General features: G+C 67.3%; 12 protein-coding genes. 9 read left to right on the top strand and 3 right to left on the bottom strand.

Going from position 1 to position 12,803, the window contains the following annotated elements; genetic code table 11:
- The first annotated feature begins 9 nt into the window (after positions 1 to 9).
- From A5706_RS20590 to A5706_RS20575, 4 genes are all read left to right on the top strand, one after another.
- Positions 10 to 2,541 (top strand): SpoIIE family protein phosphatase, encoded by a 2,532-nt coding sequence (locus tag A5706_RS20590; RefSeq protein WP_068134503.1) that lies wholly within the window; start codon positions 10 to 12, stop codon positions 2,539 to 2,541.
- Complete coding sequence (locus A5706_RS20585; RefSeq protein WP_068134696.1) at positions 2,541 to 2,858, top strand: STAS domain-containing protein; 318 nt, start codon at positions 2,541 to 2,543, stop codon at positions 2,856 to 2,858. Before A5706_RS20590 ends, A5706_RS20585 begins: the two co-directional genes overlap by 1 nt.
- A gap of 4 nt (positions 2,859 to 2,862) precedes the next feature.
- A complete protein-coding gene (locus A5706_RS20580; RefSeq protein WP_068134501.1) occupies positions 2,863 to 3,645 on the top strand; it encodes a 3-hydroxybutyrate dehydrogenase in 783 nt (260 codons plus the stop codon).
- A 214-nt stretch (positions 3,646 to 3,859) separates the two neighbouring features.
- Positions 3,860 to 4,888 (top strand): PE family protein, encoded by a 1,029-nt coding sequence (locus A5706_RS20575; RefSeq protein WP_068134488.1) that lies wholly within the window; start codon positions 3,860 to 3,862, stop codon positions 4,886 to 4,888.
- Positions 4,889 to 4,912: 24 nt separating this feature from the next.
- Here A5706_RS20575 and A5706_RS33165 read toward each other — a convergent pair whose 3' ends face one another.
- The 3 genes from A5706_RS33165 to A5706_RS20560 all read right to left on the bottom strand — a co-directional run bounded on the left by A5706_RS33165 (position 4,913) and on the right by A5706_RS20560 (position 8,149).
- Positions 4,913 to 5,647 carry a glycoside hydrolase gene (locus A5706_RS33165; protein ID WP_369831918.1) on the bottom strand — a complete coding sequence of 245 codons (735 nt, stop codon included), beginning with the start codon at positions 5,645 to 5,647 and terminating at the stop codon, positions 4,913 to 4,915.
- A 52-nt stretch (positions 5,648 to 5,699) separates the two neighbouring features.
- The gene (locus A5706_RS20565; protein WP_068134483.1) at positions 5,700 to 7,337 is read right to left on the bottom strand and encodes an L-lactate permease; all 1,638 of its coding nucleotides are present in this window, start codon (positions 7,335 to 7,337) and stop codon (positions 5,700 to 5,702) included.
- 560 nt (positions 7,338 to 7,897) lie between these two features.
- Entirely contained in the window at positions 7,898 to 8,149 is a 252-nt protein-coding gene (locus A5706_RS20560; RefSeq protein WP_068134480.1) for a three-helix bundle dimerization domain-containing protein, read from the bottom strand.
- 104 nt (positions 8,150 to 8,253) lie between these two features.
- On the opposite strand from A5706_RS20560, the gene A5706_RS20555 reads away from it, so the two are divergent.
- The 5 genes from A5706_RS20555 to A5706_RS20535 form a co-directional block, all read left to right on the top strand.
- Positions 8,254 to 9,285: an epoxyqueuosine reductase gene (locus tag A5706_RS20555; RefSeq protein WP_068134475.1), complete on the top strand. Its 1,032-nt coding sequence runs from the start codon at positions 8,254 to 8,256 to the stop codon at positions 9,283 to 9,285.
- A gap of 628 nt (positions 9,286 to 9,913) precedes the next feature.
- Positions 9,914 to 10,912: a sulfate ABC transporter substrate-binding protein gene (locus A5706_RS20550; RefSeq protein ID WP_369831924.1), complete on the top strand. Its 999-nt coding sequence runs from the start codon at positions 9,914 to 9,916 to the stop codon at positions 10,910 to 10,912.
- On the top strand, positions 10,909 to 11,799 hold the full coding sequence (gene cysT / locus A5706_RS20545; protein WP_068134471.1) for a sulfate ABC transporter permease subunit CysT: 891 nt from the start codon (positions 10,909 to 10,911) through the stop codon (positions 11,797 to 11,799). The genes A5706_RS20550 and cysT overlap by 4 nt, the downstream gene beginning before the upstream one ends.
- Positions 11,796 to 12,605, top strand: a complete 810-nt coding sequence (cysW, locus tag A5706_RS20540; protein WP_068134469.1) for a sulfate ABC transporter permease subunit CysW — start codon at positions 11,796 to 11,798, stop codon at positions 12,603 to 12,605. The genes cysT and cysW overlap by 4 nt, the downstream gene beginning before the upstream one ends.
- A gap of 13 nt (positions 12,606 to 12,618) precedes the next feature.
- A partial coding sequence (locus A5706_RS20535) for an ATP-binding cassette domain-containing protein (protein WP_156767255.1) occupies positions 12,619 to 12,803 on the top strand: 185 nt, incomplete at its 3' end.

Below are 12,803 nucleotides of genomic sequence, written 5' to 3'. Positions count from 1 at the left end.
TTTGGAGCTATGGGGCACAACGACCCGGACGACCCGAGGTCCCAGCTCGACGAGCTGGAGGCAGCTCGCGACCAGATGGAACATCTGGTCCGGGTCATCGTCGAGATCAACGCCGACCTGGATCTGGATTCGACGTTGCATCGAATCGTCAACGCGGCGATGGAGCTGACCGACGCCCGGTACGCGGCGCTGGGTATCCGGGCGCCCGATGGCACCCTGGCCTCGTTCGTTCAGGCGGGCATCGACGCCGACACGGCTCGGCGACTCGGCGATCTGCCGGTGGCCGACGGCCTGCGCGTCGACGATCTGAGCGCCCATCCGGCGGCCGCCGCGCTGCAGACGCACGAACCGCGACTGCGGGCGCTGCTCGGTATACCGATCACCGTGCGCGCGGCTAACTTCGGCAGCCTCTACCTTGCCGACGATCGTCCGGGCCGGGTGTTCACCGACTCCCACGAAGCCGCCGTCCGGGCGTTGGCCACGGCGGCGGCGGCCGCCATCGACAACGCGCGATTGTTCGAGCGGGAACGCGAATCGTCGAAATGGACTAAAGCCAGCAGGGAAATCACGACCGCTCTGCTGTCCGGTGACCCACAGACCGGGCCGTTGCAGCTCATCGTCAACCGGGCGCTGGAGCTGGCCGACGCCGAACAGGCCATCTTGCTGGTCCCAAGGGAGCCCGATCTGCCCTCCGATCAGGTGGACACCCTGGTCGTGGCCGCCACGGCGGGCCGGTACTCCTCGGAGGTGATCGGCCGACAGGTGCCGATGGACGCCTCCACGACCGGCGGCGTGGCGCGTCGCGGTCTGCCGCTGATCACCGATTCCTTCCAGTATCCGATCGAGGGGTTCACCGACGTCGGTGAACGCTCGGCGATCGTGATGCCGCTGATCGCCGACGGCCGGGCGCTCGGGGTGATTGCCGTCGCGCGTCACCCGGGGCGGCCGGCGTTCGGCAACGATTACCTCGAGCTGGTCAGCGACTTCGCCCGGCACGCGGCCATCGCGTTGGCCCTGGCCGCGGGCCGCCAACACGCCCTCAACCAGGAACTCGCCGAAGCGGACAGCGTCGAAGATGCCGTGCACGCCGCGGCCGAGGAACTGCGCCGGCTGTGGCGGGCCCGCCGCGTCCTGGCGGTCACCTTCCCGACCCACGACTCCACCGCGGAAACCGCCTCTCGTGAACCGTCGGTGGAATCGGTCGGCGAGTCGGCGCAATGGTCGGATCTGCCCGCCGAAACCCGGCGGATGCTCAGCTCGTTGCGCGACGGCGACCTGCTCACGCCCAACGCAGCCGAGCCCGGCACCGCGGGAATCGCGCTGCAGCATCCCGAGGGCGTCCTCGTCGTGCGGATCGACCTGACCGAGCGGCGGCCGTTCACCCTGGAGGACCAGACGTTGCTGACCGTGCTCGCAGGCCGTCTCGGTCAGGGCCTGCAACGGGTGCATCAGGTCGACCAGCAGCGCGAAACGGCCCTCGCGCTCCAGCACGCCATCCTCGGCCCCGCCGACCTGCCCCACGGGTTCGCCGTGCGCTACCAGGCCGCCAGCCGGCCCCTCCAGGTCGGCGGCGACTGGTACGACGTCGTCGACCTGGACGACGGGCGCATCGCGTTGATCGTCGGGGATTGCGTCGGCCATGGGCTGGCCGCCGCCACCGTGATGGGGCAGGTGCGCAGCGCTTGCCGCGCGCTGCTCTTCGAGAACCCCAGCCCCAGCGCCGCCCTGGCGGGCATCGACCGCTTCGCCGCGCGGCTGCCCGGCGCGCAATGCACCACCGCCGTCTGCGCGGTGCTCGACCCCGAGACGGGTGAACTGGTCTACTCGAGCGCCGGGCACCCGCCGCCCGTCCTCGTCGACGCCGACGGCACCACCCGAATGCTCGATGACGGCCACACCATCGCGCTGGGAGTTCGACCCGACTGGCCCCGCCCCGAAGCACGGGTGACCATTCCGCCGCGCGCCACGTTGCTGCTCTACACCGACGGACTGGTCGAACGTCGCCGTCGACTGCTGCACCAGGGCATTTCGCGCGCCGCCGCCCTCGTCCAGGACGGCCGCGATTCCACACTGGACGATCTGGCCAACCAGATCATGTCCGGTCTGGCGCCGGACGGCGGCTATCAGGACGATGTCGTCCTGCTGCTCTACCGCCATCCCGCCCCGCTGGAGTTGGAGTTTCCGGCCGACGTCAGCCAGCTCGCACCCACCCGCACCGCACTGCGCCGGTGGCTGACCCGGGCCAAGTTGGACGCGGATCAGACGATGAACGTCCTCGTCGCCGCCGGAGAGGCCGTCGCCAACGCCATCGAGCATGGTCATCGCCACAGCCCGGGGGGAACGATCAGCCTGGGCGCCACCATCTTGGTCGACCAGGTGCGCTTGACCATCACCGACACCGGCTCGTGGAAACCTCCGCAGCCGGCCGCCGAGACGAATCGCGGCCGTGGCATCGCTTTGATGCGGGGGCTCATGCAGGATGTCACCATCAACCCCGAGGCCGCGGGAACTACGGTTCACTTATGCGCGAGGATCACCTGATGCCCACGTCGCTCACCCTCGACACCGCGCGCCGCGACGACGGGAAGCTCGTGCTGACCGCGACTGGGGAGATCGACCTGAGCAACATCGACGAGTTCAACGACGCGCTCAGCGGCGCCATCGCCGAGGCGGCGAGCAACGGTGGCACGTTTACCGTCGACCTCAGCGCGGTGGAGTACCTGGACAGCGCAGCGATCAACGCCTTGTTCGTCCGGGCCGCCCACATCGATGTCATCGCTCACCCACTGGTGATGCCGGTCCTCACCGTAAGCGGCATAACGGAGCTCGTCACCGTCGAACCGGCAGCCGAACGCTAACGCGATGATTCACGGAAAGTCGGTACTCGTAACGGGTTCCACGTCCGGCATCGGTCTCGGCATCGCGCGTGCCTTCGCCGCCGAGGGCGCGAACGTGACCCTCAACGGCTTCGGTGAGCCGGATGTTATTGAAGGACAGCGGCGCGACATCGAGGAGACGTTCGGGGTGACCGCGGCCTATTCGGGCGCCGATGTGACCAAGCCGGACGAGGTCGCCGACATGATCGCCGGCGCCGAAAAGTCCTTCGGCGCAATCGATGTCCTCGTGAACAATGCCGGCATCCAGTACGTGGCGAAGCTGGAGGAGTTCCCGGTCGAGAAGTGGGATGCCGTGATCGCGACGAATCTGTCGGCCGTTTTCCACACGTGCCGCTGCGCGCTGCCCGGGATGAAACGCCGCGGTTGGGGCCGAATCATCAACATCGCCTCGGCGCACGGCCTCGTTGCAAGCGCCGAAAAAGCGGCGTATGTCGCGGCCAAGCACGGTGTAGTCGGACTGACAAAAGTGGTGGCCATCGAAACCGCCAACCACGGCATAACATGCAACGCGATATGTCCCGGTTGGGTGATGACGCCTCTGATTGCCCAGCAGATCCAAACGCGCGCCGATGCGGCGGGTAAGTCGTTCGACGAGGTCAAGCCGGAATTCGTCGCCGAAAAGCAACCGATGGCCCGCTACACCCAACCGGAGGACATCGGCGCGCTCGCGATCTTTTTGGCCGGTGATGCGGCCGCCACCATCACTGGAGCCAGTTATTCGATCGACGGCGGGTGGACGGCCCAGTGAGGCGAAATACACCACGGCCCTGAGGTTTTGGGCGGCGAGCGCAATCAACCGTCGTTGCCCGCCGACGCCCGCAGTTGAGGCTCATTTGACCGGTGTCATTACTGAAAAACGGGGTTTTCGTAGGCATTTCGGCAATATCCCAGTACGCTCTTATTGCTGAGTCATCGGGCGACTGTCGCAGCGGATTGGCGGGAGGCGCGTTTTGTCATATCTCGTGACGGCTCCAGAGCAGCTGCAGTCTGCGGCCGAAGGTCTGGCAGGCATCCGCTCATTGCTGTCCGGGTCCGCCGCGTCGGCCGCGGCGCCCACGACGGCCGTGGCCGCCGCCGCTCAGGACGAGGTATCGGCCTTGGTCGCAACGTTATTCAGCGATTTCGGCCAGGAGTTTCAAGCCATCAACGCCCAGGCGAACGTGTTTCACGAAGAGTTCGTCGGTCTGATCAACGCGGGCGCGGGCGCCTACCTCAGCACCGAGCTCGCCAACGCCGGGGCCGCGGCCGCCGGGGACTTGAACCTGTCGTCGTTCCTGGGCGGCAGCGCGAGCCTGAACCTGAACGGTGGGCTGGTGACCCTGCCGCCGATTCTGGGCGGTGGCGTGCTGAGCGTGCCGTCGTTCATCACCGGGGGTGTGCTGGATCTACCACCGATCTTGGGCGGTGCGGAATTGATCGTGCCGCCGATCTCCAGCGTCGGGTCCGCGATCGTCACCGCCGCGAGCCCGATCATCAACGGCGGCGTGGTGGCACTGCCGGCATTCCTCGGAGGTGGGGAGCTGACCGTGCCGTCGATCCTCACCGGCGGCGTGCTCGACCTGCCCGCAAGCCTTGGCGGCGGCGTGGTGGGGTTGCCTTCCATCATCACCGGCGGTCTGTTGAGCCTGCCCTCCAGCCTTGGCGGTGGCGTGTTCACCGTGCCCCCGATCACCAGCGTGTTGACGCCAATCCTCGACGGTGGCGCGGTGACCTTGCCACCGGTCCTGGGCGGGGGGCAGCTGAGCATCCCGTCGGTCCTGACCGGTGGGGTGTTGAGCCTGCCGCCGATCGCCGGGGGCGGGGACGTCAGCATCCCATCGATCCTGACCGGCGGTGTGCTGAGCCTGCCCTCGAGCGTCGGCGGCGGAGACGTCGGGATCCCCTCGATCATCACCGGCGGCACGCTGACCCTGCCGTCGAGCCTCGGCGGCGGTCAGTTGACGGTGCCCCCGATCCTCACCGGTAGCTTGCTGGGCCTCCTCGGCGGCTGACCGGAATCCCGAAGGCGCCGTTGATCACTCGGACGGCGCGGGCGTCATCGACCCGATGTAATACGTCTCGTGACCGGTCGGGTAGCCGCCGCCGTTGGTGGCGATGTGAACGTGGTCGTAGTGGTTGAGCGTTTCGTTGCCCAGGTTCGACATCCAGCTCGGCGCGCCGACGCCCGGGTAGATCTTCTGGCGCCAGATCACGTGGTTGATTCCCCACCGTTTCGCGTTCGCCAGGGCGTAGCCGGCGATTTCGTTACCGAGTTGGATGCCTTCCGGGCTGGCGTGATTGGGGATCATCACGTCGATCGCCAGCCCGTTGGGATGCCACGGCAAGGGGTCCTCGCGATACCCCCAGATGGTGGTGATCTCCGGGAACAGCACGCTGATGGCGCGCGCCGCCCAGATGGTCTTGACTTGCAACCGCTGTTCGTTCGCGACGCCGGGAGACAAGGGGAACAGGAATTGCTGGGCGGCCGCGGGAGCACCCGCCGCCAGCTTCTCCACCTCCGCGGGACTGGCGATCTGCGGCGCCGGACCCGCCGGCGGCGCGGCGGTCGGACCCGGTGCCGCCGCGGCGATCGGCGGCACCGACGGCCCGGCCGCCTGGCCTGCCGCCGGCTTGTCGGGGCAGCAGGGCTGTGTGCCTTGGGCGTTGATCGGCTTGGTGCCTTGGGCGTAAATGATCGCGGCCGAGACCACCAGCGAGGCCGCCAACGCCAACCACCGGCTTCGCCCGATGGCTAATACGCCTTTGCGCACGAACAGCAGCTTAGTGCCGTCCGGGACGGCCGTGGCAATCTTTTGCGAAGAATCAGGGCACCATCCAGGACAGCACCGACGCCTGCAGCCCCGAGAGGGCGCAGATGAACGCCAGGAACACCAGGCTCCAGATGAACACTCGGCGGAAGATGTCCCCTTCCCTGCCGTGCACGCCGACCGCCGCCGCCCCGATCGCGAGGTTCTGCGGCGAGATCATCTTGCCGAGCACTCCGCCGGAGCTGTTGCCGGCGGCCATCAACACCGGGGACAGTCCCGCCTTGGTCGCCGCGGTCACCTGCAGCGCGCCGAAGAGCGAGTTCGAGGAGGTGTCGGACCCCGTCACCGCCACACCGAGCCACCCCAGGATGGGGGAGAGGAGCGCGAACGCGCCACCGGCCCCGGCCATCCACGTGCCCAAGGTGATGGTCTGCCCGGACGCGTTCATCACGAATGCCAGTGCCAGCACGGCCATTACGGTGACGATGGCCCATCGCAGCTGATGCAGCGTCGCCCCGTAGGCCCTCAGCGCGCCGCCCACCGACAGGCGCAGCGCCACCATGGTGAGGACCCCGGCCACGAGCATCTGCGTGCCCGGCGTGGTCAGCAGGTTCAAGGTGAAGTTGGGCAGCGACGACGGGGCGCCCTTGGCCGTATAGAGGTGCAGCCCCGGCCAATGCACGATGAAGGTCGCCTTGTCGAGAAGCTTCTTCACCCAAGAGATCTGGCAAATCACGAAGACGGCGATGACGATCGCGTACGGCGCGTACGCGCGCAGCACCTGCCCGCGCGGGTCGGGATCCGCTACGCGCTCGTCGAAGTCGGGAGCCGGCGCTCCCGCCGCCCCGCCGGCGCCGACCGGGGCGCCAACGTGTTCGGGGCGCGACGGCCTGATGCGAACCACCGAGACCACGGCACCCGCGGACAACAGCGACGCGATCACGTCGGCCAGGGGCACCGACAGGAAGTTCGAGGTCGCGTACTGGCCCAGGCCGAAAACCAGGCCCCCGGCAAGCGCGGGGATCCATGTGTCGCGCACACCGCGCCTGCCGTCGACGATGGCGACCAGCGCGAGGGGGACGAAGACCGCCAGGATCGGGGTTTGGCGCCCGACCATCGCGCCGAGCGTGTCGGTCGGCAGCCCGGACGTCTTGGCGAGCGTGATGATGGGCGTGGCCATCGCCCCGAATGCCACCGGCGCGGTGTTGGCGACCAGTGCCAGCACCGCCGCCTTGATCGGTTTGAAGCCCAGCGCGAGCAGCATCACCGAGGTGACCGCCACTGGCGTGCCAAACCCGGCCAGCGCTTCGAGCAACGCGCCGAACGAAAACGCGATGATGATCGCCTGAATCCGGTGATCGTCGCTGACCGTCGCAAAGCTGCGGCGCAGCACGTCGAAATGGCCTGTCTCCACCGTCATCTGGTAAACCCAGATCGCGTTGATCACGATCCACAGGATCGGGAAGAACCCGAAGACGGCCCCCTCCGCACCCGCCAGCGCCGCCTGGCCGATCGGCATCCCGTAGACCGCGACCGCGATCACGAGGGCGACGGCCAGCGATGCAACCGATGCCAGCCAGGCCCGGACCCGCAACACACCGAGCATCACGAACAGCGAAGCCAGCGGCAGCGCCGCCACGAGTGAACTCCAGGCCAGCGAGTGGACGACGGGATCGAGGATCTGACGATACATATTGCGCACCTTCCGGACGGATGGGTGTGGAGGGCGTTTCTGGCCGCGAACCTCGTTGCGCTGCAACGGGAGTCGGTGGCCGGCCTCCGGCACGCCACCATGGCGACCGTCGTCGTTGTCGTATCAGTGCTCTACGCAGCACTCTATATCCGCGGACATCGGTCGCGGCGTTCTGATTTCGCGCGGCGAGTTTTTCGCGGCACCGTTAGCCGTTGAGACTTTCGGCGTTCACCCCGACTTAATCTCGGCCTGTCCGGCAGGAGGTCGAGACCCGCCCGACACCATGCGGGCCAATCTTGCCCGCCCAGCTTCATCGCGAATCCATCCAGCACGACCTTCGCGGCTCGCTGCGGAAGTAGGCGACTCTCGGATGCGCTATCGCATGCGATATCGGACTCGGGGATCATCGTATGACCGCCGGTCGGTACTGATGTGGCGAAAGTGACCTCAGCTGGAGAGAAGCGTCGCGCTGAACGGAATCGCCCGCATGGCCATCGCGGCGCCGCGCGCGGGTGATCGGTCGCCGGGTGCTGTTCGGCGTGCAGAGCCGGCCGGTCTGATCAGACGGCGATAGCCTCGTCGACCGCAGGCTCGGAGAGCGGGCGGCGGCCGGTCAACAGGAGCAGCGCCAGTTCCTGGCCCGCGAAACGCTCGACGAGAAGCGGGACATACTCACGCACCGGTCGGCCCTCGAACCGGGCATGGACACCCTGCACCACGGCGGCCACGGTTTCCGTGGGAATGGTCGAATACTTGCTGGTCAAGCGATCGGCCACCTGGGCGATGATCGTCTGTTCACTCAACTCGATCACCGCGCCAGGTTCGCATGCGTTTCACGGCGAAGTCAAACTCCGTTAACGGGGTATCGGGAGCCCCGGGAGCGCGGACTAGCTGAGTATTGTGTACTATACCGAGCATGGCGGAAAGACTCCCGGCGAAGCTGGCGGAACACCCCACCGTGAAGAAGGTGAGTGCCCGCCAGAAACGGCGCCCCGGCGTGCTGGACGCCGACTGGTTGCGCGAGCTCTGCCTGGCCGCCGGCGCCGACGACGTCGCGTTCGCCGCCGTGGACAACCCCGACCTGGCCTCGGAGGTCGAGCATGTCCAGGCCGCGCTGCCGGGGACCAGGAGCTACATCTCGCTGGTGGTCAAGATGAACCGCGACAACGTGCGCTCGACGGCGCGCAGCGTCGCGAACCAGGAGTTCCACCGCAGCGGCGAACTGCTCAACGAAGCGGCCCACCGGATCGTGCGCCGGCTGCAGGACACCGGTTATCGGGCCCTGAACCCGTCGGCGACGTTCCCGATGGAGATGGACAACTTCCCCGGCCGCATCTGGGTGGTGGCACACAAGCCCGTCGCGGTGGCCGCGGGCCTTGGCGTTATGGGCATCCACCGCAACGTGATTCACCCGCGGTTCGGCAACTTCATCCTGCTGGGCACCATCCTGGTGGACGCCGCGATCAGCAGCTACGGCGAGCCGCTGGATTACAGCCCGTGCCTCGAGTGCAAGTTGTGCGTTGCGGCGTGCCCGGTCGGGGCGATCGGCAAGGACGGCGATTTCGACTTCGTCTCCTGCTCGGTGCACAACTACCGCGAGTTCATGGGTGGGTTCACCGACTGGGTGCAGACGGTCGCGGACAGCGCCGACGCGGCCGACTTCCGTTCGCGGGTCAGCGATTCGGAGAACGCGTCGATGTGGCAGAGCCTGTCGTTCAAGCCGAACTATAAGGCCGCCTACTGCCTGGCGGTGTGCCCGGCGGGGGAGGAGGTCATCGAGCCCTACCTGGAGAACCGCAAGGGCTTCATGGACTTGGTGCTGAAACCGCTGCAGGACAAGAAGGAGACGCTGTACGTGCTGCCGAACTCGCGGGCGAAGGCGCACGCCGAACGCCGCTATCCGCACAAGCCGGTGAAGGTCGTCGACAGCGGGGTCCGGGGGCGCTAGGGATCGGCCCCGGGGAAGCGGCAAGGCGCTCGGCCGCACCATGTTTCGCGGGTCGTCTAGCGACGACGGGGCCCGGACGTTTCTCTCACCGTGACTTTTATCCCCGGGTCTCGCTTCGGCCCACGGTGAGCGCCGAAGGCGCGGCCGACCACGCGTCCCCGCCGCAGGGCTGTCGCCGAACGGCGTCCGCGTCCCCGAATCGGCGAAGCCCTCCTCGACCTGTGCCTTTGCGGTCCATGGCGCCGATGCGTTGCTGGGCATGTCGATCGACAACGGGATCGAGTCAACCGATCACGCGCGATCCCGGCGTTACGGTCGGGTTACACCGCCCGCCTTGCGTATGACGTAGTACGGCGGCGCGGGTGGCGCCGCGTTGCTGTCACCGCGCCGATAGGGGCGTGCGCTGTTAGGCTTCCCGCCATGCACGCGGCAGCCCTTGTTTGCTCCCCATTCGTGCATTGTTGTCGCTGACTCGTAAGCCCGTGCGCGGATTGGGAGTTGGTAAAGAACGGTTGATGTTCTAGCGCCTTCCGCAGCCACGGGACCGACACGTCCGAGTCCCACCCTGGAAGGCCACCAATTGCTCAGCGACATCCGAAGCACACGCCAGGGGCGGCGCGCCCACCAGCTGGCCGCGCTGACCCTTGTCGTCGGCGTGGTCACGGCATGCGGCGGCGGCGCCAGCGACATCGCGGGCGGCACCGGCCCGGCCAACGCGAACACGAAGATCACCCTGGTCGCGTATTCGGTCCCGGAACCGGGCTGGAGCAAGGTGATTCCGGCGTTCAACGCCTCGCAGGAGGGTCGCGGCGTGCAGGTGATCACGTCCTACGGGGCCTCCGCCGATCAGTCCCGGGGCGTCGTCGAGGGCAAACCGGCAGACATCGTGAACTTCTCGGTCGAGCCGGACATCACCCGGTTGGTCAAGGCCGGCAAGGTCTCCGCGGACTGGGACAAGGGCGTCGCCAGCGGGATCCCCTTCGGTTCGGTGGTGACACTGGTTGTCCGCAAGGGCAACCCGAAGAACATCCGCGATTGGGACGACCTGCTGCGCCCGGGCATCGAGGTCGTCACGCCAAGTCCGCTGAGTTCGGGCGGTGCCAAATGGAACCTGCTCGCTCCGTACGCAGCAAAGAGCGGCGGCGGCCGGGACACCAATGCCGGCGTCGATTTCATCAGCAAGTTGGTGCACGAGCACGTCAAATTGCGTCCGAGTTCGGGTCGTCTGGCCACGGGTGTCTTCATCGAAGGCAGCGGTGACGTGTTGATCAGCTACGAGAACGAGGCCATCGCCATTGAGCGGCAAGGAAAATCGGTGGAACACGTCAACCCGGCACAGACCTTCAAGATCGAGAACCCGCTGGCGGTGGTGAGCACCAGTGCGCACCTGGATGCCGCGACCGCGTTCAAGAATTTCCAGTACACCGCCGAGGCGCAGAAGTTATGGGCGCAGGCCGGTTTCCGGCCGGTCGACCCCGCTGTGGCCGACAAGTTCCGCGACCAGTACCCGGTGCCGGTGAAGTTGTGGACGATCGCCGAGCTCGGAGGCTGGAGCAAGGTGGACGCGCAGCTGTTCGACCGGAGCGGCGGCAGCATCACCAAGGTCTACCTGCAGGCGACCGGATGACCGCGGCCGTTCTCCCCGACCCGGAAGCGGTCCGGCCGGAACTCGAACCACCCGCCGGTGAGCCGCCGGAGCCCCGCCCGGCGCGTGCGCCCGGCCCGCCGGGCGGTTTATCGCTTCAAGTCGGGGTGGCGACGTTGTGGCTCTCGCTGATCGTGCTGCTGCCACTGGCCGCCATCGCCTGGCAGGCCGTCGGCGGGGGCTGGCAGGCGTTCTGGCTGGCGGTCACGTCGCACGCCGCGCTGGAGTCGTTCAAGGTGACGCTGACGGTTTCGGTGGTCGTCACCATCGTCAACCTGGTGTTCGGTCTGGCGACCGCCTGGGTGCTGGTGCGCGACGACTTCGTCGGCAAGGGAGTGCTCGACGCCATCATCGACCTGCCGTTCGCGCTGCCCACCATCGTCACCAGCCTGGTGATGCTGGCCCTCTACGGCAAGAACAGCCCGATAGGCATTCACTTGCAGCACACCCCGCCGGGCGTGGCGGTCGCGTTGATCTTCGTGACGCTGCCGATGGTGGTGCGGGCCATCCAGCCCGTGCTGCTGGAAATCGACCGGGAAGCCGAGGAGGCGGCGGCGTCCCTGGGTGCGACCGGTCCGAAGGTTTTCACCTCGGTCGTGTTGCCTTCGCTGACGCCGGCCTTGTTATCCGGTGCGGGCCTGGCGTTTTCGCGTTGCATCGGCGAGTTCGGTTCGGTGGTGACGATCGGGGGGCAGGTGCCGGGCAAGACCGAGGTGTCGTCGCAGTGGATCCGCGCCCTGATCGAGAACGACGACCGCACCGGCGCCGCTGCGATATCCATTGTGTTGCTGTCGATCTCGTTCACCGTGCTGCTGCTCTTGCGCATCGTGGGCGGCCGGAGGGCCAACCGCGAGGAGAAGGCCGCATGAGCTCGGGGCGCTACGCGCTCCGCTCGGTGGTGCTCGCCTACCTTGGGGTGGTGCTGGTCGCCCCGGTGGCCATCATCCTGTGGCGCACCTTCCGGCCCGGCCTCGCTCAGTTCTACACGTGGATCAGCACGCCGGCGGCCATCTCGGCCCTGCACCTGTCGCTGCTGGTGGTGGCCATCGTGGTGCCGCTCAACGTCGTATTCGGTGTCTTGGTCTCACTCCTGTTGGCGCGCAGCCGATTCCGCGGCCGCGGAGTGCTGCAGACGGTCGTGGACCTGCCGTTCGCGGTCTCGCCGATCATCGTGGGGGTCGCGCTGATTGTGCTCTGGGGCTCGGCCGGCGCGCTGGGCTTCGTCGAAAAGGACCTCGGCATCCCGGTGATCTTCAGTACGCCCGGCATCGTGTTGGCCAGCATCTTCGTCACCCTGCCGTTCGTGGTGCGCGAGGTCCAACCGGTGCTCCAGGAAGTGGGGACCGAGCAGGAACAGGCGGCCGCGACGCTGGGTTCGGGTTGGTGGCAGACGTTTTGGCGGATCACACTGCCGTCCATCCGGTGGGGGTTGACCTACGGCATCCTGTTGACCACCGCGCGCACCCTCGGCGAGTTCGGCGGGGTCATCATGGTGTCGTCCAACCTGCCGGGGGAATCGCAGACGCTCACGCTGCTCGTGAACGATCGCTACAACCGCGGGGCCGAATACGGCGCCTACGCGCTGTCGACCCTGATGATGGGCGTCGCGGTCGCGTTTCTGATCGTCAAGGCCATTCTGCTCATTCGCCGGGCGCGAGCCCGGGCCCAGGCATGACAAGGAGACAACCATGACCGAAACGTGGGGCGACCCGACCGCCTACGCGATCACGGTGCGTGACGCCTACAAGCGTTACGGCGATTTCGTGGCGTTGGATCATGTGGATTTCGTGGTGCCAAAGGGGTCGTTGACGGCGTTGTTGGGGCCCAGTGGTTCGGGCAAGTCGACGCTGTTGCGGGCCATTGCGGGGCTGGA

This window comes from Mycobacterium sp. E796 (assembly GCF_001672815.1).
Taxonomy (GTDB): domain Bacteria; phylum Actinomycetota; class Actinomycetes; order Mycobacteriales; family Mycobacteriaceae; genus Mycobacterium.
The sequence above is the reverse complement of the archived record's forward strand: the minus strand, read 5'-3'. Positions and strand labels throughout refer to the sequence as shown.

Coding starts and splice junctions, on each gene's coding strand:
- A5706_RS20565 (WP_068134483.1), bottom strand. CDS start 7,337: ATGTATCGTCAGATCCTCGATCCCGTCGTCCACTCGCTGGCCTGGAGT.
- cysT (WP_068134471.1), top strand. CDS start 10,909: ATGACCGCGGCCGTTCTCCCCGACCCGGAAGCGGTCCGGCCGGAACTC.
- A5706_RS20555 (WP_068134475.1), top strand. CDS start 8,254: ATGGCGGAAAGACTCCCGGCGAAGCTGGCGGAACACCCCACCGTGAAG.
- A5706_RS20590 (WP_068134503.1), top strand. CDS start 10: ATGGGGCACAACGACCCGGACGACCCGAGGTCCCAGCTCGACGAGCTG.
- A5706_RS20580 (WP_068134501.1), top strand. CDS start 2,863: ATGATTCACGGAAAGTCGGTACTCGTAACGGGTTCCACGTCCGGCATC.
- A5706_RS20585 (WP_068134696.1), top strand. CDS start 2,541: ATGCCCACGTCGCTCACCCTCGACACCGCGCGCCGCGACGACGGGAAG.
- cysW (WP_068134469.1), top strand. CDS start 11,796: ATGAGCTCGGGGCGCTACGCGCTCCGCTCGGTGGTGCTCGCCTACCTT.